Source organism: Gramella sp. AN32 (assembly GCF_023718305.1).
In the GTDB taxonomy this organism is placed as follows: domain Bacteria; phylum Bacteroidota; class Bacteroidia; order Flavobacteriales; family Flavobacteriaceae; genus Christiangramia; species Christiangramia antarctica.
This window is the reverse complement of record NZ_QEYO01000015.1, coordinates 44150-67924: the sequence shown is the minus strand read 5'-3', so window position 1 is coordinate 67924 and position 23775 is coordinate 44150. Positions and strand designations below refer to the sequence as shown.

The 23775-nt window shown below is 38.8% G+C and carries 13 protein-coding genes; 2 read left to right on the top strand and 11 right to left on the bottom strand.

The window, feature by feature from the left end; genetic code table 11:
- Nucleotides 1–16: 16 nt before the first annotated feature.
- From araA to DHD80_RS14820, 11 genes are all read right to left on the bottom strand, one after another.
- Nucleotides 17–1525, bottom strand: a complete 1509-nt coding sequence (araA, locus tag DHD80_RS14870; protein ID WP_251742250.1) for an L-arabinose isomerase — start codon at nt 1523–1525, stop codon at nt 17–19.
- 92 nt (nt 1526–1617) lie between these two features.
- Nucleotides 1618–2319, bottom strand: coding sequence for an L-ribulose-5-phosphate 4-epimerase (locus DHD80_RS14865; protein WP_251742249.1), 702 nt, complete (start codon nt 2317–2319; stop codon nt 1618–1620).
- Nucleotides 2306–3997, bottom strand: a complete 1692-nt coding sequence (locus DHD80_RS14860; RefSeq protein ID WP_251742248.1) for a ribulokinase — start codon at nt 3995–3997, stop codon at nt 2306–2308. Before DHD80_RS14860 ends, DHD80_RS14865 begins: the two co-directional genes overlap by 14 nt.
- Before the next feature lie 70 nt (nt 3998–4067).
- Nucleotides 4068–6047 carry an alpha-L-arabinofuranosidase C-terminal domain-containing protein gene (locus tag DHD80_RS14855; protein ID WP_251742247.1) on the bottom strand — a complete coding sequence of 660 codons (1980 nt, stop codon included), beginning with the start codon at nt 6045–6047 and terminating at the stop codon, nt 4068–4070.
- 5 nt (nt 6048–6052) lie between these two features.
- Nucleotides 6053–7051 carry an arabinan endo-1,5-alpha-L-arabinosidase gene (locus DHD80_RS14850; RefSeq protein WP_251742246.1) on the bottom strand — a complete coding sequence of 333 codons (999 nt, stop codon included), beginning with the start codon at nt 7049–7051 and terminating at the stop codon, nt 6053–6055.
- A gap of 101 nt (nt 7052–7152) precedes the next feature.
- Entirely contained in the window at nt 7153–8112 is a 960-nt protein-coding gene (locus DHD80_RS14845; protein WP_251742245.1) for a glycoside hydrolase family 43 protein, read from the bottom strand.
- Nucleotides 8109–10532: a glycoside hydrolase family 127 protein gene (locus DHD80_RS14840; RefSeq protein ID WP_251742244.1), complete on the bottom strand. Its 2424-nt coding sequence runs from the start codon at nt 10530–10532 to the stop codon at nt 8109–8111. Before DHD80_RS14840 ends, DHD80_RS14845 begins: the two co-directional genes overlap by 4 nt.
- 45 nt (nt 10533–10577) lie before the next feature.
- The gene (locus DHD80_RS14835; protein ID WP_251742243.1) at nt 10578–12194 is read right to left on the bottom strand and encodes an arabinan endo-1,5-alpha-L-arabinosidase; all 1617 of its coding nucleotides are present in this window, start codon (nt 12192–12194) and stop codon (nt 10578–10580) included.
- A 12-nt stretch (nt 12195–12206) separates the two neighbouring features.
- Entirely contained in the window at nt 12207–13757 is a 1551-nt protein-coding gene (locus tag DHD80_RS14830) for an alpha-L-arabinofuranosidase C-terminal domain-containing protein (RefSeq protein WP_251742242.1), read from the bottom strand.
- A gap of 77 nt (nt 13758–13834) precedes the next feature.
- The gene (locus DHD80_RS14825; protein WP_251742241.1) at nt 13835–15388 is read right to left on the bottom strand and encodes a RagB/SusD family nutrient uptake outer membrane protein; all 1554 of its coding nucleotides are present in this window, start codon (nt 15386–15388) and stop codon (nt 13835–13837) included.
- Nucleotides 15389–15414: 26 nt separating this feature from the next.
- Entirely contained in the window at nt 15415–18429 is a 3015-nt protein-coding gene (locus DHD80_RS14820) for a TonB-dependent receptor (protein WP_251742240.1), read from the bottom strand.
- Nucleotides 18430–18624: 195 nt separating this feature from the next.
- Here DHD80_RS14820 and DHD80_RS14815 point away from each other — a divergent pair, with 195 nt between their 5' ends.
- Both DHD80_RS14815 and DHD80_RS14810 read left to right on the top strand, forming a co-directional pair.
- The gene (locus tag DHD80_RS14815; RefSeq protein WP_251742239.1) at nt 18625–19314 is read left to right on the top strand and encodes an NUDIX domain-containing protein; all 690 of its coding nucleotides are present in this window, start codon (nt 18625–18627) and stop codon (nt 19312–19314) included.
- A gap of 262 nt (nt 19315–19576) precedes the next feature.
- Nucleotides 19577–23650: a hybrid sensor histidine kinase/response regulator transcription factor gene (locus DHD80_RS14810; RefSeq protein WP_251742238.1), complete on the top strand. Its 4074-nt coding sequence runs from the start codon at nt 19577–19579 to the stop codon at nt 23648–23650.
- The last annotated feature ends 125 nt before the right edge of the window (nt 23651–23775 follow it).

The window sequence follows — 23775 nt, the reverse complement described above, 5'->3', positions numbered from 1 at the left end:
TATAAATTTTTAGTGGTTACATTCCATGCTGGAACAAATGGTAATAAGCTTCATTAGCATTAAGTGTATCTTTAAACTGCCTTAGCGTTGTTTTATCGTCAATCACCAAAAGTTCTATCCCGGCAATATCTGCAAAATCTTCAAGAAATTCTGTGGTCAAGGCCTGGGTATAGACGGTATGATGTGCTCCCCCGGCAAGGATCCATGAAGTTACCGCTACATCCATATCTGGTTTTGGATCCCAGAGTACGCGTGCAACGGGTAAATTTGGTAAATCTGCTTCTGGTTCTACTGCCTCAACTTCATTTACGATTAGTCTGAAACGATTCCCCATATCAACAAGGGATGCATTTAAAGCCGGGCCTTTAGGAGAATTAAAAACAAGTCTTACTGGATCTTCTTTCCCTCCAATTCCCAAAGGATGTACCTCGCAGGTAGGTTTTGCATCGGCTATAGAGGGACAAATTTCCAACATATGGGAACCTAACACATAATCACGGTCTGAAGTAAAATGATTGGTATAATCTTCCATAAAAGAAGTTCCTCCATCAAGTCCCTGAGTCATTACTTTCATGGCTCTTAATAATGCCGCTGTTTTCCAGTCACCTTCTGCCCCAAAACCATACCCATCAGCCATTAGTCTCTGCACGGCAAGACCGGGAAGTTGTTTTAGTTCACCCAAATTTTCAAAAGTATCGGTAAAGGCCTTAAATCCACCTTCTTCTAAAAATGCGCGAAGCCCCAATTCTATTTTTGCTGCATCTATCAGCGAGTCTCTTTTGTCGCCGCCTTCCTTTAAAGAAGCAGTGAGTTCATATTCATTTTCGTAAGTTTTCAGCAATTTGTTCAAATCTGAATCTGAAACTGAATTGATATGTTTTACTACATCTGAAGCATCATAGCCATTCACCGAAACCCCAAATTTGATCTGCGCGGCAACCTTATCACCTTCTGTTACGGCTACCTGCCTCATATTATCCCCAATTCGGGCAACCTTGAGATTTTGAAGTTCATCCCATCCAAGGGCTACACGCAGCCAGTTCCCCACTTTTCGCTGAGTAGCTTCGGTTTTCCAGTGACCAACGATCACTTTTCGTTTTTTACGCATCCTCGACATAATGAACCCAAATTCACGATCCCCATGAGCCGACTGGTTTAAATTCATAAAATCCATATCGATCTTGCTCCATGGAATTTCAGCATTGAACTGCGTATGCAAATGGCAGATAGGCTTTTTCAAAATACTCAAACCATTAATCCACATTTTGGCAGGTGAAAACGTATGCATCCACGTAATGATCCCGATACAATCCGTATTATTATTGGCCTCCAGCATCACCTGAGTAATCTCGTCCGGAGTTTTTACCGTGTCTTTATGTACCAGCTTTACGGGAACTAAACTGGATTCGTTGAGACCCTTTACAATTGCTGCTGAATTGGCCGCAACCTGATTTAGGGTTTCTTCTCCATATAAATGCTGACTTCCGGTGATAAACCAGACTTCTTTTTGTTCAATATTGATCATTAATTTTTAAATTAAATAAGTTGGATTCTTTCGTGACTATTATAAAGACCTCACAGGTTTTTAAAACCTGTGAGGTCTAATATTATATAATATTAATTCTGACCGTAATAGGCGTCCTTGCCATGTTTACGCTCGTAATGTTTTTTGATTAATGAATCTTTCATTCTTGGAGCTTCAGGATTTATCTGAAGGGTGAGAAATGCCATTTCTGCAACGGCCTCTAAAACTTTACTATGATAAACCGCTTTAGCAGCATCCTTTCCCCAGGTAAATGGGCCATGATTTCCCAGTAAGACCATAGGCACTTCTTCGTATGAAATTCCCTTTTCCTTAAAGCAGTCCAGGATCTGGATTCCTGTATTATACTCGTAATTTCCTTCGATTAAATCGTCTCTCATCGGTGTTGCGCAGGGAATATCTTCGGTTAAATGATCAGCATGCGTGGTTCCAAAAATCGGGATATCCTTTTGCGACTGAGCCCAGGCCACCGAGTAGGTCGCGTGTGTATGGGCAATCCCACCGATGTTTTTCCAGTTCTTATATAAAAAAGCATGGGTTTTGGTATCAGAAGATGGCCGCATGTCTCCCTCGATCACATTATTCTCAAAATCCAGGATCACGATATCTTCAGGTTTTAAATCTTCATAAGGAACACCGCTGGGTTTGATCGCAAAAACATTTTTTTCACGGTCTACCGCACTCACGTTTCCGAAGGTATAAATCACCAGCCCAAGATTATTCAACTGAATATTGGCATCGTAACATTCCTTTTTTAAATCTTTATACGAGCTCATTTGCCTTGATTTTTTTGCTGATATTATTTTCTACAAAATCAGCCAGTTCTTTATATTCTTTGAGATAAACTTTGAATTCCTCTACTTTTTCCGGTTGTGGATGATATTCGGCTTCAAACGGGCTGCCTAGTTTTTTACTGGCTTCGATCACATTTGGATACAAACCTGCTGCCACCGCCGCATAAATTGCTGCACCAAGTGCCGGCGCTTCATCGGAAGATGCTACTTTGATAGGCATATTGAGGACATTTGCCAAAGTTTGCATGATATACCCAGATTTTCTGGCTACCCCGCCAATACCAATCACATTATCTATTTTTACCCCTTCACTTTCAAACCGGTCCACGATCATTTTAGAGCCAAAGCAAATAGCATTTACCAAAGCATTAAATATATGCGGGGCTTTTGTCCCCAGGGAAAGATTGCTGATCGCACTTTTAAGTTCCTGATTAGCATCGGGAGTTCTCCTGCCATTGATCCAGTCAAGTGCAATTGGAATACTTTCTGAAAGTTCCAGTTCCTCTGCCTGTTTTGATAATTTCGGAATAAAGTCTTTATTTATTTCTGCCTTAAGTTTCTGCTTTTGTTCTTCAGAAAGGGTTTCAGATTTGTAAACCAGATTTTCCAAAGGCCAGCTTAACACGTCCTTAAACCAGGCAAGTACATCTCCAAAAGCAGATTGTCCCGCTTCCAGGCCAATCATTCCCGGAATAACCGAGCCATCAACCTGTCCGCAGATTCCTTTTACGGTATTAGTTCCTATTTCCTCATGAGCCGAAACAATAATATCACAGGTAGAAGTTCCCATAACCCTAACCAGGGAATGTTGGTCTATCTGGGCTCCTACAGCTCCCGAATGCGCATCAAAAGTTCCCACGGCCACCACACAATTAGTGGTTAGACCTAATTTAGTTGCCCATTCTTGGTTAAGATTTCCAGCGACCTCATCAGAAGTATAGGTATTACAGTAAAGTCTATTTCTTAATTCTGCCAGGTAAGGATCAAGTTTCCCCAGAAAATCTTCTGAAGGGAGTCCTTCCCAGTCCTCATGCCACATGGCCTTGTGACCCGCAGCGCAGCGACTTCTTTTAAAATTTTCAAGATCTGAATCAATCAGCATAAACGTCATTAAATCACAGTGTTCCATCCAAGAATACGCGGCATTTTTCACTTGCTCATCTTCCCGGGCGATATGCAGGATCTTGGCCCAGAACCATTCAGAAGAATAGATCCCCCCTTCATATTTTGTATAATCGGGGCCTCCCCAACTTTTGGCAAGCTCATTGATCTCATTAGCTTCATTAATAGAAGTATGATCTTTCCATAAAACCATCATGGCATTAGGATTCTCTTCGAAGCCACTTTCAAATGCAAGCGGCTTACCTTCCCTGTTAATCGGTACCGGAGATGATCCGGTAGTGTCTATACAGATGGCTTTTACTTCTTCTGCCTTTACACCTAATTTTGAAATCACTTCCCTGATCGTATTCTCCAGTCCTTCCACATGATCAAGTGGATGTTGCCGGAAAAGGTTTTGAGAAGCTTCGCAATACAATTTCTCCTTCCATCTCTTATACCAGTGAACGGCAGACGCTTCTTCCTTTCCGGTTTCAGCGTTTACTAAAACTGCCCGCACCGAATCGGTCCCATAATCCAGTCCTATAACATAATTACCCATGCTCTGTTTACTTTATTGTTTTCAAATATAAACTTTTCATTTAGTAAGTGTGTATTAAACATTTATAATATCAATTAATCTTAAACTTTATAATATTTACTGAATATGGTTTAAGGTCTACTTCAAGTTCTCTCCCCTTAAGTTTAACATTCTGAGTTTGAGGACTTATATTCTTAGGTTTCTCAAAAGAATTTTCGGCGGAAAGGTCACTAGTTTGTAAAGTCAACATCTCCCCACTCTCATTTAAACGAACTCCTTTTATATCCATTTCTATTTCTTTTTCTGAACTGGAAGTATTCACGAGTTTTATAATAATCTCATTTTTATCTGTATCTCGAACCGCAGAAGCATAAAGTTCTTTCTGCCCGGTAAGTGCTTTTTTATTTTCAGTTATTTTGAGAAGATCAGTTCCGGAATTATTCGCAAATAATTTCTGAACATAGTAATTAGGAGTTCCGTAAGAGGAAAGGTTATCAAACCAGATAAGATCGGGTGTCCATTGCCATCCTTCTTTATGTGCCATAAGTGGAGCATACGAGGTTAAATGAACCACATCGGCGTTTCTCTCTAAACCGGTCATAAAAGCAGCTTCAGACATTGCGGTTTCCCAGTTATTCTTATTATCAGGGCTGGCTATGGCAACACTTTGCGCGGCATACTCTCCCGCGAATACTTTGGGGCCGTTGCGATCATAATCATCATAACGGGTAGCGTTCTCTCTAAACCATTTTGGCGGCTTATAATAATGCTCATCAATAATAGCCGCGTCGAGCTTTTTTAGCTGCTCCCAGCCGTATTCAAAATAATCACCTTCAGGGAAAGGTCCGCTACCGGAAACTATGGTAATCTCAGGATATTTTTCCTGAATTGCTGTCTGAAAAACTTTATAACGTTCAATATATTCCGGACCCCATTGCTCATTTCCAATCCCGATATATTTGAGATTAAAAGGTTCCGGATGTCCCATTTCGGCACGTATTTTTCCCCATTCAGAATCGACTGAACCATTTGCGAACTGGATAAGGTCTATGGCATCTTCTACATAGGGATCAAGATCTTCCATAGGTACTAATTCTCCTGTATTGAACTGGCAGGCGATCCCAACTCCAAGAATTGGCAGCGCTTCTGCTCCCATATCTTCGGCAAGTTGAAAATATTCAAAATATCCAAGTCCGAAACTCTGGTAATAATCTGGGGTAAGGCGATGAGAAAATTCGGTATTCCAACGATTCACCAAAATCTCCCGATCTTCAGCCGGTCCAACCGTCTTTTTCCACTGATATCTTTTCTCGAGGGTTCTTCCTTCTACGATACAACCGCCTGGAAAGCGTAAAAATCCGGGATCCATATCATCAAGCAGCTGTACCAGATCCTTTCTCAATCCATTCTTTCTTCCTTTCCAGGTATCTACCGGGAACAGGGAGATCATATCCAGGTCTATTGCACCGTTTCCTTCAAAAGTCACTTCAAGCCTGGCTTTTTCAAGAGTTTTGGTTGCAGTAAAAACTGACTCATAGGTTTTCCATGAATCAGAATCTACAGAAATACTTGTTTTGCCAATAACATTTCCGCTTTCATCGATCAGCTTAAAATTGATTTTTTCAATACCCTTAGGTTGGGCCGCCTGAATAGATATGCGGTATTCAGCATTTTCCTTAATCCCCATTCCGCGATAACCTTCATTAATCAGTTTATATCCTGAAGCATCATTTATCGTGATTCTGGCGAAATTGTGGTTTCCGGATTCATCCTGATATCTTACAATTTTGGCGATCCCTGAATTTTTATTGAAAGAATGCCGATCACTGTCAGGTTCTATCCACCCCATTTTAGGAAGTTCAAATTCGAAGGACCTGTTCTTCACTTTTTCGGCATATAAACCACCATCGGCCGCGAAATTGATATCTTCAAAGAAAATCCCGTACATCGTGGGCTGAATTTTGGCAAGCGATTTCGTGGCATCTATCTTTAATTCGTGTTCCTGTGCGATGGCCGTTAGCCCCAGACAGATAACTATAACGGGAATTATTTTTCTGATTATTCTTTTCATTATATTTATTTTATTTGCTCATTCATGGGTTCAACTGAAGGCCAGCCGTTCTTCCATTTCACTTCTTTTATTCCAAGTTTAGGTGCGCCTTTATCATTGGCATCGTAGGCATGGAAAAACATATAATCTTTTCCGTCGAAATTATAAACTGAATTGTGACCCGCTCCGTACCAGTTCTTATTCCCCTGCAGGAGCAAAGTACCTCCTCCTTCGTTAAGAGACTTTCCATCCTTATCCACATAAGGGCCGGTTACTTGTTTTGATCTTCCCACAACCACTTTATAGGTACTTTTTTCAGCGCGACAACATAGATCCCACGAGAGGAATTGATAATACCAGTTCCCTTTCTTGAATATAAATGGCGCTTCCAAAGCCGCATCTCCCGGATCTTCTGAAGGGATTCCAAAACTGCGTTTACGGCTGGCGATGGTATACCATTCCTGGGGCTCTGCTATCTGGGTTAATTCTTCACTGAGCTTAACCATCTTTAGTCCGTTCCAAAAAGAACCAAACGCCATCCAGGGAGTACCTTCTTTATCATAAATTACATTAGGATCTATAGCATTCCACATATCGCGGTTGGGAATGGAACGAATTACAATCCCCTGGTCTGTCCATTTATAATCCGGATCTTTGGGATTTAAGGTTTTATTCGTCGCAACACCTATTGCCGAAGTATTTTTGGCAAAAGCTGAAACAGAGTAATAAAGGTACCAGGTGCTATCTTTTTTTATAATATCTGGAGCCCAAATATGATTTTTAAAATTAGGAACAACAGAATCTGTCCACGCTGGTTTTTCGGTAAAAACAGAAGGTTCAGGTTTCCAGTCTTTTAGATCTTTTGAACTGTATACACCTATTCCCTTACCTGTATTAAACAGGTAATAAGTGTCTCCCTCCTTTGCCACTACCGGATCGTGAACTCTAATATCCCTGGTATCCTGCGCCTGGGAGCTCAAAATTCCCAGAAAAATCAAAGCGGATAGAATTTTGAAAGTTTTCATGTTTTCAATTTCAATTAATTATTGGCTATTTTTTATTTTCTACTTTTCACTCTTCGACTTCGCTCAGAGTGACATCTTAGACTGAGCTCAATTATCATCCTTTAATTGTCAGTGGTCTGAATACCTTCTGAAGTCATCTGAACTTTCTTTAAGGTTCCGTCAGGATTATAATACAACCGGTCTATACAAACCGATCTTCGAAAACTACCTCCGTTAGGGTTAATTCCACCATTGTGATAAATAAAGTACGGGGTTCCCTTGAATTCGATGATGGATTGATGGTTGGTATTGCTGTTTCCTGCAATTTCATTTAACAATCCTTTATATTCCCAGGGCCCTTCCAGAGAATGGCTCATCGCATAAGCTATCTTTTCAGGAAAGCCATAGGCATAGCTTAAATAATACCAATCTGCCTTTTTATGAATCCAGGGAGCTTCGGTAAAATTTGGAAGATCTACAGTATGAATAAGACCCTCCAGTTCAATCATATTGTCCTTTAATTTAGACCAGTACAGCACGGTATTTCCCCAGTACAAATAGGCCTGTCCTTTTTCATCAATATAAACAGTAGGGTCTATATCATCCCAGTCTATAGCTGTTTGGGTAGTCATATTGTTAGTGATCAAAGCCTTTCCCAACGCATCTCTAAAAGGTCCTGTAGGATTATTGGCTACCGCAACCCCTATTGCTTTGCCTGGTATAGAATCGTGAGAAACACTTACATACCAGTAAAATTTTCCATTCCGCTCGATTACCTGGGCTGCCCAGGCATCAGCTTTTGCCCATTTAAAATCTGAAACTTTTAAAGGCACCGTATGTTCTTTCCAGTTCACCATATCTGCGGAAGAATAGACCAGCCATTCGTTCATTTTATAGAAATGAAAATCCTCTGGCGCTTCATCATTACCCGTGTACAGGTACACCGAATCCTTATATACCAGCGCGGCAGGATCTGCCGTAAATTTTTCAGTAATTATGGGATTATGGAAGTCTTGATCATTCTGGGCCTGGCATACAGGCAGAAAAATCAGAACTAATAAACCGATTATAATTTTATTCATTTTTTTTCAGTTTTCATTAATCTTACTCCGTATATGCCGGCTGTTGAGGAACCTTCTGCCGCTTCAAACCGAATGGTCAATTCTTTCCTGTGTTGTTTCATTAATTTCTTCGGAAGCAAATATTCTTTCGTGTAAAAGATATCTCCTTTATCGTCTTTAAAGTTTTCTTCAGCAATTATAATCCCCTCAATCAAAATTTTAAATTTTCGATTCCTGTCGGTACCATAGTAAGTGACCCTTAATTCTTCGGCCTCGCTTTTTTGATCCTGTAAAACATAGCTGAACCAGCCGGTCGCATCCCGCCAATGGCGGTCCTGATTTACTCCCATGTTCGAATTTTCACTTTTTATAAAGTGATCTGCTTCAGGCTGTTGTTCCCCGGGAAAAACTTTATCTATGGTCATTGCAGCCAGAATTTTTTCTTCTTTCTCCTGCTGTTTCAATTTTTCTTTTATTTCTTTAATCCCTTTAATAGTTTCCAAAGGAAGGTACATAACGTACCTTGACTCATGTACTTTGTAAAAAGGAATAAACTCCAGATCTCTATATCCTGCGGGATATAAAACCTCAGCTGCTGAAAACGTCAATTTTTTACCGGGAACTTTTTTTACCAGGTTTTCTATATTTTCGGTTTTATCTGAAAGAAAATAAGGCATTTCAGTCAAAGGAATAGTTTTTCCAGCAGCAATATGCCCTCCCCTGCTGGCATCTGCAAATAAACCTTCCATATCTTCATTTCCGGTTTTTGCTGCCAAAATAAGAGGCCCATATTTTAAGGCTTTATAATTGGATCCGTCAGGCAAGCTCTCTGAAGTAAGGTGGATGGGCAATTTTATATCTACCCTATCACCATCTTTCCAATTCCTGGAAAGGGAAATATAGTTTCCCGGTGCGATATTGATCTTTATAGGTTCTCCATTGACATGGATCTCCAATTCCCCGGGAGAAACCCATCGCGGGTACCTTAGTTTTAAATTAAGTTGTTGCGGTGCTTTGGTATGGATCAAAAACGAAGTAGTTTCTTCTTCCGGAAAAGCAGTCTCCTGTGTAAGTTTTAGGCCTTTTTCTTCCCAGTTTAAAGTAGAAGGGATAAAAAGGTTTACAAACAGGTCATTTTCAGTATGGGCATAAATCAGCTCATTGTATTTTCCATGGTTTTCAATACCCGATCCCACACAACACCAAAAGCTGGTTTCCGGCTGCGAATAAACCCGGTAATGGCCCGGGCGCATGGGAGTGAAATATACAAAACCGCCTTTTTCCGGATGTTGGGAAGAGAGGATGTGATTGTACAATCCCTGTTCGTAAAAATCGATGTATTTCTCATCAGCTTCAGCAAGGAATAGTTTTTTGCTAAGTTTTAGCATGTTGTAGGTATTACAGGTCTCCGGTCCCTGCACGTCTGAGATCATCGTAGAAAAATCATCGGTGGGATTAAAATGTTCCCGAACACTGTTTCCTCCTATAGCTACCGTGCGTTTCTTTACCACATTATCCCAGAAATATTTTGCGGCTTCGTGATAATCTTTATTTTGATCTAAAGATGCTATAGCCTCAAAACCAATAACTTTTGGGATTTGCGTGTTCGCATGCATCCCATTCAGCACATCCCTTTCTTTTTCCAAAGGTTCCAGTAATGTTTTCTGCGAAAAGCTGTAGGCCAAATCCAGGTATTTTTGATCTCCTGTAATTTCAGCAACATCGGCAAAAACTTCATTCAATCCGCCATGTTCCGAAATAAGCAACTTTTGGATTTGCTCTTCTGAAAGCTTTGAGGTTACTTCCAGCATCCAGTCTGTAAATGCCACGAGCATAGGTTTAGCTTTTTCGCGTCCTGCAATCTGGTAGGCATCGCGCAAACCGGCGTAAGTTTTATGAATATTGTACAGAGGAACCCATTTATCGTTCAGGCTAAAACTACCGGCGTTTATTTCACCTTTAGCAATTTCCTGCCATAATTTTTTGCTGCCGGGCACACCTCCTATATATCCGTTCCCATTCGCTTGCTGAACTTTTTTAAGTTCCTCCAACATATAATCAAGCCGGGCTGATGCCTCTTCATTGCGTGTAGAAGCATACATCAAAGAAAGTGCGGTAAGGTAATGCCCTGCTGTATGGCCGTCTAATCCCGTATTTTCCCAGTTTGTATAGCTTTCAGCTTTTGGCTTTAAACCTGCTTCTCTTAAAAAAGGCGCCAGTAATCTATCAGGATCTAGTTCCAGCATATAATCCATATCTACCAGCATGGCATTTTTGAATGGACTTTTTTTTAACTGCACATCCTGGAGTGGAAAAAGCATCAATTTTTCCTGACTTTCCTGGGCAGTAGCAACGAAACCATTTAAAATAAGTAATGCTGAAAAGACCAGCAAAAAGCGGCTTCCCGGAAAACTTCGATCTTTAAAAATTCTTTGCTTCATTTCCCTAATGATTTCGCTAATTAAAAGTGATGTATGATCAGTAAATTAATTTTTCTTCTTACCCCAAATAGAGCGCCCTGTGGAAGATAATCCAACATAGGTAAATGTTTTCTTCCGCGGGGATGCTTCCCAATTCCAGGCAGTATCCACTATAAAATTGTTTCCATTTATGGTCAATTTTTGAGAATCTTCATCAAAATTCCAGGAACCCGACAGGCTTCCGCCCAAACTATTATCTGCATTGAACACTACATCATAAGAAGTTTGCATAATCCTATACTGGTATTCAAGGGTAATTTCTTCCCAGGTACCTACAATGTCTTCTTTTGTGATTTCAGCATCAGGCACCCCGGCATAACGTTCAGGTGCGACGAGGGGCCAGCCATCCTCAGTCCAGTAAATTTCCCGAATTTGCCCCATCATCACGGCGTTAGAAACATTTATACCAGGAACATTTTCTGGCAATCTTCCCTGTGAAGAATAATACCATTCTTTGGTATCTGGATTTTGAAAAACCGAAGGATGGGAAATACCCACCCAGCCCGTGTGGCCATCAAATTTGTACGGATGTGTAAGTATTGGCCATGCCTGGGCACCTGCGGTTACATTCAGGCCGTCTATACCCACATAAGGACCGGTAATATTTTGGGAACGGGCAACCCTAGTATTATATGCCACAGAAAGTTCATCATAGGCAAGAAATAAATAATAATAACCTGTATCCTCATTGTAAATTATTTCAGGAGCTTCCAGTCCCTGCCATCTATTGTCATTACTTCCCCGACCTGCAATGCGTACGCCATAGTCGGCAACTGTTTCCAGCTTGAATGGTTTACCGGTTGAAGGATCTATTTGTACCGCGGCTATTCCTGAATGCCAGGAACCGTAAACCAGCCACTGCTCACCATTTGGAGTGACCACAAAACTTGGGTCTATGGCATTAAATTTAAAATAAGCGCTCCAGTCATTTCCACCGTTTCTTTGATAGCTCTCCAAACCATCAGCAACCGAGCTTATCACCATTCCCTTATCTTCCCAGTTACCGGAAGAAAGATCACTGCTTACCGCAAGACCTATAAAAGCACGCTCGGTCCAGGAAGTGTTAGGATCGTTGCCTACAATAGGATTGGTCACCACTACACTATAGTATAACCTGAATATATCCCCAACTTTGGTAATGTGGGGAGCCCAAAAGCCATAATTTGGATTTTGTATTGGTGGCAAGGCAGGATCCATATCTGCCCTCATATTATTAAGCGAATCCTTAATCCATCCCGGGGCCTCAGAAAAAACTGCCCCCATATATTCCCAGTTTACAAGGTCTTGGGACCTCCTGGAAGGATAATGTCCATGACCGTCATGGGCATTGCCATAAGAAGCATCTGTTTGGTACATATAATAATAATCCCCATCCTTTACCACAGAAGGATCATGCACATTGGCAAGGTTCCATTGGGAACGGTTATTCCACGATGCGATACTGGTATAGTCATCGCGATAGGTAGGACCGGCAAAAGCATCGACAGGGACTTCTTCTTCCTCTTCAACTACTTCTTCCATTTCTTCTGGTAACGGATCATCCTTGGTACATGCCGAAACAAAAATCATCAATACCAACATGATCGTCAAGGCGCTACCCGTCAAAAATCTTCTTCTAAGCATCCCTATAATTATTTATTTTTCTGAAAGTACTACTACTGAAAATGGGGGTAATTCCACTTCGAGTTTTCCTTTCTTCAGTTTAAAATCTTTGAATTGGCCAGGCTTAATTTTTTCAGGAATATCAAACGTATTGTGATCCTGCAATTTATTTGCAATTAAAATTGTGGCCGTCATATCTTTTACTTCAAGATTTCCCAGGTCCAATTCAATTTTATTTTTCTTTTTAGAATCAATATTTACCAGGGAAATATTGACTTTGTTGGATTTATTCTTAGATGCTGAAACCGAAATGGCCGGTAAAGACTCTCCATTAAATGAATATTCTGCACCTTTAAGCTTTAAAGGTATTAGCTCAGCATCATGATGCACCGTATACATTTTCATCACATGGTAGGTAGGGGTAAGAATCATATTTGGCCCATCTGTTAATGCCACAGCCTGAAGTACATTCACGGTTTGAGCCAGATTTGCCATTTTTACACGGTCACTGTGATTATTAAATATATTGAGGGTTGCTCCCGCAATCATCGCATCTCTCATCGTGTTTTGCTGATAAAGAAATCCCGGATTAGTTCCTTCTTCAACGTCGTACCAGCCACCCCATTCATCAACAATTAGATCCACTTTTTTTTTCGGGTCATATTTGTCCATTATGGCAATATGTTTTGTTACCAGCTCTTCCATTTTTAGGGCTGTTTGCATGGTCGAAAAATACTGGGCTTCATTAAAATTAGAAGCAGAACCCTTGTTTTCCCATTCTACAAAAGAGTATGAATGCAGGGCCACTCCTTCTATAAGATTCTTTGGAATATCCCTCATTAAAACTTCAGTCCAATGGTAATCATCGGTATTAGCTCCAGACGCTATACGATACAGGTTTGAACTATTTCCCCAATCTGCCATAAAAGTGGCATACTGCTTATAAAGGTTTGCATAATATTCTGGCGTCATATTTCCACCGCAACCCCACATCTCATTTCCAACTCCCCAGTATTTTACATTCCAGGGTTTATTTCTACCGTTCTCTTTTCTCAATTTAGCCATCGGGCTGCCTTCAGCATGATTTACATACTGAATCCAGTCTGTAAACTCCCTAACTGTACCACTACCAATATTGGCCGCTAAATAAGGTTCTGCCCCTAATCTTTCACATAAGTTTAGAAAATCGTGTGTTCCAAAGCTGTTGTCCTCTGTTACCCCACCCCACCACTGATTCACAATTGTGGGTCGATTTTCCTTTGGGCCAATTCCCTCTTTCCAGTGATAGGTATCGGCAAAGCATCCCCCTGGCCATCTTAAATTTGGAATTTGAATATCCTTTAATGCCTGAATAATGTCATTACGTACCCCATCGGTATTAGGAATTGGACTCTCTGGCCCCACATAAAGACCGTCGTATATGGACCTTCCAAGATGTTCCGCAAAATGCCCATAAATATGCCTACTAATAATAGTTGTATCCTCAGAAGGCTCTAATACTATTTTTGACACTTCCTGACTAAAACCCAAAGCAACCGAAAATAGGAGACTGTGAAAAAGTAATATGTTTTTGAAATTTTTCATAAATATGAGATTAATACCCAGTGGCCATATGGCCACCAGGCATATTCAGCTAAAACAAAACTATTCTAAAAGACTATTTAATATCCGGGATTCTGTACTGTACCAGGATTATTATCTACCTCAGTTTGTGGAATTGGAAAGTATTCCCTTCCATCTGAATAAGTTTCAAATTCCGGATCTCTCTCCACCAGCCAGTCCAATCTAGTATCTAACCATCCCCAACGCCGAATATCGTCAAAGCGATGTCCTTCAAGGGCCAGTTCCAGAAATCGTTCATGCGCAATTTGTTCGAACATTTCTTGCTTGGTCATATTTGGTTTTATTTCCCTTAGATCAGGTAAATTAACACGGTCCCTTACCATTTGCACATAGGTATAAGCGCCATCTGTATCCCCGGTTTCATTAAGAGTTTCAGCATACATCAATAGTACATCTGCATATCTCATGATACGTTCATTGATACCAGATCTCCAGTCAAACTCGTTTTCCCGATCACCATAAGAATTCTGATATTTATTTACGAATAAAGCATTCAAATCGGAAGGGTTTGCAGCATAAAAGGTCGCAAAATCCTGTCCGTAAAGCGAATATCCATCAGGATCATTCCATGCAATGGTCACATTAAGACGTGGGTCGGTTTCATCGTTGATGGTTTTCTCTTTCATAAATTCTTCGAACAAAGTTTGGGTGGGTTGTACATCTGTCCAACCAAAACCTCTTGGTGCATAGGTAATTGCCCTTGCGGAAGTTTTCCCCCAGGCAGATTGAGGTGCTCCTCCCCAGCCTAGATCTACTCCCCCGGCATCACGACTAAATTGAATTTCAAAAATAGATTCGGAATTGTTTTCATTTTCACTGGTGAAATTATCCTTGTAATTGGGAACCAAGGAGTAAATACCCAGATCAATTACTTTTTTAAAATTGCCTTTTGCTGCTTCAAATTCCTGATTAAACAATTGTGCTTTTCCTAGGTAAGCGAGTGCTGCCCCTCTGGTTGCCCTGCCTACTTCGCCAGCGTCACGCCCCGATACATCATCATAACTAACCGGTAACATTTCAGCCGCTTTGTTTAAATCGTCCATAATTTGCGCCCAACCCTCTTCCATACTTTTCTGTTCGTGATAGATATCTGTATTAGTAGGGAGCGGTACATTCTTAAACAATTTCACTGCATGAAAAAGATATAAAGCCCGTAGAAAATACGCCTGACCCAGAATTCTTTCTTTCAATGCTTCATCTTCCATTTCTATATTAGGTACATTTTCAAGAACCTGATTGGCACGGTAAATTCCCTGATAATATGTTTCAAATGCCCATCCATATATCGCGGCATCTGCAATACTCGAATTAAAACGACCCACATTGAACATTGCACCCCATGGGCTCTGGCTCCTGCTATCATCTCCTTTCAGGTCTAAAAGCAAGGGGGTACTACGCATGTAGGTCCCGTCGGTAAGCAAACTTCCATAAGTTGCATTTATTCCCAGGAGCGCATCATTATCATTCTCCCAGAAAGATTCAGTGGTCTTCACGTTTGGATCTGATTGAACCAGATCATCTTCTTTTACGCATCCGTTCAACAGGAATAAACCTGAGAAAAGTATTGCATATAAAAATCCTTGATTTTTCATTTTGTATGTTTTTTTATTTTTTTACTTTAAAAATCTACTTCAATTCCTAATGCGATAGTACGCGGATTAGGATAACTTCCCCTGGCAAAACCTCTTGAGAATAACCCATCACTTATAAAGTCTGGATCATATCCACGGTAATCGCTAATAGTAAGGACATTTTGTCCTGTAACGTATACTCTTGCCCGCTGTACAAATAAGTCTTTCGGTAATGGCATCGTATACCCTAATTGTATATTCTGAAGTTTGATATAGCTGCCATCTTCAATAAATCTATCTGAAGCTCGGGCATTTCCGTTAGGATCTCCAATTACCGGTCTGGGAACATTCGTATTTGTGTTCTCCGGAGACCAGTAATCTAACAAATCTATATGGTGGTTTGTATACTGGCCAACCATCAATCCCTGGTAAGTAGCATTGAAAACTTTGTTACCTGCATTCCCTTGCCAGAAGAAAGAAAAATCGAAATTCTTATAAGAGGAACTAAAATTTAAACCATAGCTATATTTAGGAATGGTAACACCCTGAAATGTACGGTCATCATCGGTAATTTGCCCATCCTCGTTAACATCTACAAATTTCACATCTCCAGGAGCTGCCCCGGGTTGTGTGGCATGTGCATCAATCTCTGCCTGGTTTTGGAATATACCTTCAGTTTCGAAAACATATAATTCGCCAATAGATCTGCCAACTTCAGTTCTTGACGCCGCCCCGGAAATAGGGAGATCGTCTTCCCCGATTTTTATTACTTTATTCTCTAAGGTACCAAGATTTGCTGAAATATTATACTGAAATTCATGTTCGGCATTACTATAACTTAGAGAAAATTCAAGTCCCTGATTTTCTATTGTCGCCGCATTTGTGGTTATACTCGCCGGAAATGCCCCGGTGGAATAAGGAAGAGGAACATCTGCTAAAAGATCACTGGACCTTTTCTTAAAATATTCTGTAGTGAATTGCAATTTGTTATTAAACATTCCTGTTTCCACAGCGACGTTCACAGTTTCAGTATCCTCCCACTTTACATCGGGATCTTTTATATCTATAGCAATGGTTCCTGGTGCCAGACTGTTTCCAAAAGCATAACTTGCAAAAGGATTAACCACGGCCGCATAATCATATACCCCAATTGTATTATTTCCAAGCTGGCCGTAACCACCTCTTATTTTCAGAGTGTTCCACCATTCAGGCAATTCAATAAAATTTTCATTGTGTACTTTCCATGCTCCTGAAATTGAAAAATAGTCTCCCGTATTGTTTTGAGGAGCAAATAACGAAGTTCGATCTCGCCTAAAGTTGAATGTTAACAAGTACCTATCGTCAAAGCCATAATTTAATCGGCTTAGGTAAGAAAGAGACGTTACCGTATTTTCATATTCTGTTCCAGAGATCGCATCGGCAAATTGAATTTTACCAATTTCATCTGGAAGAAAACCTACCCCTCGACCAGTAGTAACTTCAAAATCGCTGCGTTCCTGAATTACACCTATAAGTGCTCCAATATTGTGTTTCCCGAATTCCTTATCGTAGCTAAGTAGGTTATTAATGATAGTTCTAATCGTACTTCCGTTTGAAGCATCTAAAGCAGCTTCATCATTGGTGGTAATGTAGTACCATCCCAGATCACTTGGTGGATTAAAAAATTTATTTTTAAAATCAAGCCTGTCTGCACTGGCATTGAACTTATAGGTTAGCCCGTCCAGAATATCATATTCAGCATTGATATTTCCGAGAAACCTGTTTCTTGAGCTCAGGTTCGTGATAAGGTTTTGGTAACCTATAACGTTTAAGGTAATAGCTCTTTGCGTTAGGTTATCTGCTCCCCCAAATCCGCCCAGACGATTTTCATCATATACGGGCATGGTTGGAATGGCTCCAAGGAGGTCAACAACCGCGGTTTCACCGGGTAAATATTCACTGAAGTTATTTTTATCTGAACTTGTATAAGCGAGTTTAGCACCATACCTGAAACGTCCTTTTTCACCGTTAAGGTCTAGAGTTGTGGAATATCTTTCATAATCCTGGGGAGTTTCAAAGTATCCTGTATTTTTAAAATAATCAAGATTAAGGTTGTAACTCAGCGATTTAGCTCCTCCCGTAAAACTTAAATTATGATTTTCAACTATTCCGGTATCATAAGCTGCCTCTTGCCAATCTGTATCTACATCATCAATATATAAATCACTGGTAGGATCATTCCCGGGCACTACTTCAAGACCGGCATTCCTTTCTGCTGCACTGGTGATCTTTTGATATTGCAACCTATTAGTTAAAGGAATCTTTTTGGGAACGGTTTGGAATCCAATCTGTGATTTATAAGAAATCCTGTTAACTCCATCTTTCCCTTGTTGGGTAGTGATGATTACAACCCCATTTGCACCTCGCTGACCATATATGGCTGCAGCTGAGGCATCCTTCAGCACCTGTATACTTTCAATTTCTCCCGGAGGAAAATCAAAAGGAGAATCTACAATTACGCCATCGATCACAAATAATGGATTGTTATTATTAAAAGATGTAATTCCGCGGATTTTAATATTTACAAATCCTCCCGGTTCTCCTGAAGATTGAACGGTAACACCTGCTGCCTGACCCTGAAGAAGTTTTCCAACATCTGGTGTAATGACTTTTTTCGCCTCATCTACATCTACAATACTTACCGATCCCGTAAGATCAGATTTTTTTTGAGTTCCATATCCAATCACAACCACGTCTTCTAATGCCTCAAGGTTATCGACCATCATGACATTAATAGTTGTTTGGTTATTCACTTCAATTTCCCTGTTTTCAAAACCTACGAAAGAGAAAACCAGCACCGCATCTGGCGCTACTTCTATTGAATATTCTCCGTTCATGTTTGTTGTGACTCCATTTGAAGTTCCTTGTTCGATGACATTCACGCCGGGAAGAGGAAGTTCATCACCCGCAGATTGGACTACTCCCGACACGGTACTGTTTTGAGCAAATGTCGAGAAACTGATAAATGTTAGTAATAGACATAACCAGCTCAATCGATTTCGTTTTAGAAGGTTTATTCTCATAGTTTTAAATTGAAATTTATAAGTGTGATATTTACATTTCCAAATTAATCAAAGTTTTTTCAGAAAAGCAAGTTAAATTTTACATTTCTTTAACTTTGATGCTAATATTATATGAATATGGTAATTGTAAGATCTTCCAATTTTAAATTCTTGCTTTAAAATCAGGGATTTCAATAAAATTTTTAAATTTGGTCTATGCTCAATAATTACTCCACGGAAGACAAAATCCTACTAGCTGTAGATTGCATTATTTTTGGATTTGATAAAGAAGACCTTAAAATCCTGCTTATTAAAAGGGATTTCGAACCGGAAAAAGGAAAATGGTCCTTGATGGGGGGGTTTCTTAGAAAGCAGGAAAATTTAGATCAGGCTGCTGACAGAATATTAGTAACCCTTACCGGTATTCATAATGTGTATATGGAACAACTTCATAGTTACAGTAAGATTGATCGTGATCCAGCCGAACGTACTATTTCTGTTGCATATTATGCCTTAATAAATATTGAGGACCACAATGAAGAACTTATAGAACAATATTCTGCAAAATGGTTTAAAGTTTCCGAATCCCCAAAACTCATATTCGACCATGATATTATGGTAAAAAATGCTATTAACAGGCTCCGTTATAAAACATCGAAAGAGCCCATTGGTTTCGAATTATTACCACCAAAATTTACCATGCGGCAACTTCAAAAACTTTATGAATCCATTCTGGACGAAAAGATTGACAAGAGAAATTTTATCAATAAAATCAATGCGATGGACATTTTGATAAAACTGGATGAAAAAGACATGAATTCATCTAGAAAAGGTTCTTTCTTACATATGTTCGATGAACAGAAATACAAAAGGAAAAAGGCGGAGGGATTTTCATTTAAATTGTAATTACCCTGGATGACTTAAAATTATTTATAGTGCGTTTAGAAAGTTTTCAAATCACTCCTACTCCGCTGGATTGATTTTTCGTGGTTTCAATTGCAGGATTTTTAAAATATTCAAACCACACAAGATCTTGACATTTTAATTTGTCCATAAGATTTATATGAAGAGATGAATCATCATTAATTCAATTGAAATTTACCCTCTTTGAAAATTACCTTAATTTAACGATTGCAATAATTAATTTTATTGATATAATCTTCAGAAAATGAAAATTTCGCATTTGCTTTACTTATTTGCAATTTTGGATTGCTGTATGGCAATGGGACAGGAAACTAATAAGTTAAATGTTTCCGAAGAAAATTTAAACTTCCACCTTTTGGATGTTTCTTCAGGACTCTCTCACAATTTCGTAAATGACATCTACCAAGATTCCTTAGGATTTATTTGGATTGCAACTTATGATGGATTGAACCGGTATGATGGTAAAAAATTCCTCCAGTTTAAAACACAAATAAATGAACCTCATGCTACATTAGCAAACAATTATATTCAGGATATTGAAATTTCCCAAGACAATTTATTGCTGGCAACAGATGCCGGGTTAAATTCATACAATCTACGAAACAATACTTTTCGGCTCCTGAATGAAAAAAAAGGCCTTTATAATAATGCTAGCGTAATTCAAGAACTACCCGATGGCAATATTGTTGTCGCCTCTTATCATGAGGGCATAAAAGTAGCCAATAAAGGGCTTGATAATATTTCAAGTTTACGGGATTTTCTTAATTCTAATATGGAAATTCCTTCTACAGAAATTTCTACAATTGATATACAGGGCGATTCTATTATGTGGATTGGATCATTTGACATGGGTTTATGGAAAATTTCTCTTAATAATGGTACAATTACCCATTCTTCAAACCTTCCGAACCTCGAATTACCCAGCCCGGTTGTAAATAGAATATATATTGATTCACAGCAAAATATATGGATAGGGACCCGTAATGGCCTGTTAGTTAAAACACATGAAGGAGAATCTATTTATTTAAGAAGTTCGGCTGAATTTCAAAAAGGACTTAGTGACGATGATATTTTAAGCTTTCAGGAAGATCAATTTGGGCAAATGTGGATAGGAACCAGAAATGGCGGACTTAATATCCTAAATATTTCTCACCTCACTGGAAGAAATCACCCAACGATTAGATGGTACCTTCCGCGCAACGATGGCAAAAGTGTATATAATAGAACTGTAACGTCCATATTTAAAGACAGGCATGAAAATATGTGGCTTGCAACTCCAACTGGAGTAATTTTTGTGAAACCAGGGGGCGAACAAATAAACTTAATAAAGCAGCTAAATTTCGGAACAAACTCCATCAGCCATAATAGAATTGGATCGCTTGCAAAAGCTAGTGGAAATACGGTATGGGTAGGTACCGATGGGGGAGGTTTGGATCTTTATGATCCGGATAAAGGTAGTATAAAACATTTTCAGCATAATGAAGACGATCCCAATAGTCTTAGTAATAACTATTTGATTTCTCTCTATCAACAATCTTCAGATTCATTGTGGGTAGGAACTTATCAGGGTGGTTTAAACCTATTGAATCCTCAAACCGGAAAAAATAAACATTATTTACAAGGATCTACTTCCAATGGGAGTGATGTTCGTGTAATTTTTGAATCCCATACTAATGTTTTATGGATAGGAACCAATAGAGGGGGCCTGTTTGAATACAATAGCAAGAAAGACGAGTTTAATTATATAGAAAGTCTGGGGAAAATTGATATAAGGGATATAGCTGAAGATGAAAGGGGAAATTTATGGCTGGGAACTTATGGCTCCGGAATTATTATTTATAATCCAGATGAAGGCACTATACGGGAGTACAACCAAGCGAATTTTAAAGGAATGACAAACGTTATCTTTTCCCTTTTAATTCTCCCTGATGGGAATATACTAGCAGGTTCCCGGTATGGCGGTCTTTTGAAAATAAATCCTGAATTAAAAAAGATCGAAAATTTTACTGAAAAAAATGGGTTAAGTAATAACACTATTAATAGTATGATCCAGCAGGATTCTGTTTATGTATGGATGGGTAGTTACAATGGACTGAATAGGTATAACACCCAAACAAATCAAATATTAAACATAAGTTCTCTCAATAATATCCAGGAAGGCGAATTTAATATTGGAGCTGCCGTTATGAATGAGGAGGGTAAACTCTTTTTTGGAGGTAATAACGGTCTCAATATATTTGATCCTACTAATTTTACTCCGTCAGAAAATCAACTGCCCCTAAGATTTATAGGTCTAAGAGTTTTAAATAGGGATATTAATATATCAAAAAATGACAAGAATGCCATATTGAAGGAAGCCCTACCGTATGTAGATACTATTAACCTAAATTACAACCAGAGTACCTTTTCGATTGATTTTGTTGCTTTAAAATATCCCACGGCTAAAAATCTTACTTACTCTTATAAGCTGGAAAATTATAATGACTTTTGGATAGATAATCAAAATTCTGGTACTGCAAATTTTACAGGTGTCCCGCCGGGAGACTACAACTTTATTGTGAAGACTGACTCTGGTTTGGGGGAAGGAAATACTAAGAATCTCCATATTAGAATAATTCCCCCATTTTGGCAAACAATCCCAGCCTATATCTTAATGGCATTATTTATTATTTTAAGTATATGGTTGGTAATGAGATACTACTCAGAGCGTATTAAATTAAAAAACTCGTTACTATTTGAGCAAAAGCAGCGAACTTTAGAACATGACCTTAATGAAGAACGTTTTAGATTCTTTACGGCATTCTCCCATGAATTAAAGACTCCATTAACCCTTATTTTGGCACCAGTTCAAAATTTGTTATCAAAAGAACCCAGTAAAGATTCAAAGAAGGATTTATTGTTCATTCAAAGGAATGCTAAGAAATTATTTAAATCTATCGATATGCTGCTTAGGTTTAGAAAGGCTGAAGAGGGTATGACAAAAATAATTTTAGAACCGCATGATCTACCCTCAAGGGTACGACGCTGGGTAAAAACTTACGCAGCATTGGCTAAGGATAAAAAAATTACCCTGAACTACATTGGGCCAATCGAATCAAGGATTTTTAAAATTGATATCGAAAAAATCGAAATTATTGTTAGCAATCTCATTTCTAATGCTTTGAAGTATTGTGATAAAGGAGATCAAATTGAGGTTAACTTCCTTAGCAACGATATGGGTTTTGAAATTAAGGTTCAGGATTCAGGTAAAGGAATATTGCCAAATGATTTACCACACATTTTCGATTGGTATTATAGGGCGAATACAGCCGAGAATCGAGCCGGTACAGGAGTAGGCCTGGCTTTATCAAAAAGTTTTGCGGAGCTTCATGGTGGTAACATTATAGCGGAAAGCAAAATTAATGAAGGAACTAATTTTTGTCTAAAAATTCCTATTAAAGAAATGGAATTTCCTTCAAAAGAAGATTTTGCCAAAGAATTAGATGAATTAGAGGAACCTGCTGAAATCAACCAAATTCTCAATTTCGATAGTCAACTCGCATATGTCACTTCTAGCGAAAACAGAAAACTAATTTTAATAATTGATGATAATAAGGAAATATTAAGTTTTTTAAATAGCATCTTCAAAAAAGACTATGATATAATTCATGCTATAAATGGATTGGAAGGTGTAAAAAAAGCCCAAAAATATGTACCTGACATAATAATATCAGATCTAATGATGCCCAAAAAAAGTGGTTTTGATGTATGTGCAGATTTAAAAGGGAATTTTGCCACAAGTCATATACCCATCATACTTTTAACCGCAGATACAGCCATTGAAAGTATGAATATAGGCTATGAAGAGGGTGCCGATGATTATATTACCAAACCTTTTAATACACAGCTTCTGAAAACTAGAGTTCAAAACCTCTTAGAAAGCCGGGAGTCCCTAAAAAAATCATTTAAAAAGAAAATAGAACCCACCGACGAATCTAATAAAGTATCCAGTGGATTAGTATCAAAGGAAAAAACTTTTCTGAAAAAGTTAGATGAAACCATCTGGAAACACATAGCAACCAATAGCGCCAATGTGAATGATATTGCAAAAGATGTTGGGATGAGTAGAGCATCTTTATATCGTAAACTAAAAGCTTTAACAGATCAGAGTATTAACGAATATATCAGGAATTTAAAGATCGAACAAGCTGCAGATCTTATCACCCATGAAAATTACACGGTTTCTCAGGCCTGTTACGAAGTCGGCTTTAATAACATAAAATATTTTAGAAAGATTTTTAAAGAACGTTTTGGCAAAAATCCATCCGATTTTAAGTAAAATTTTTTTTCAATAGAAAATTCGAGATTCAAAATTCTACGGCTTAATATTTATGATTTGCTAAAAAACCATGTCATAATTTAAGGCTTTCATCACCATGCACAATTTACCCCCCTGAATTGAGC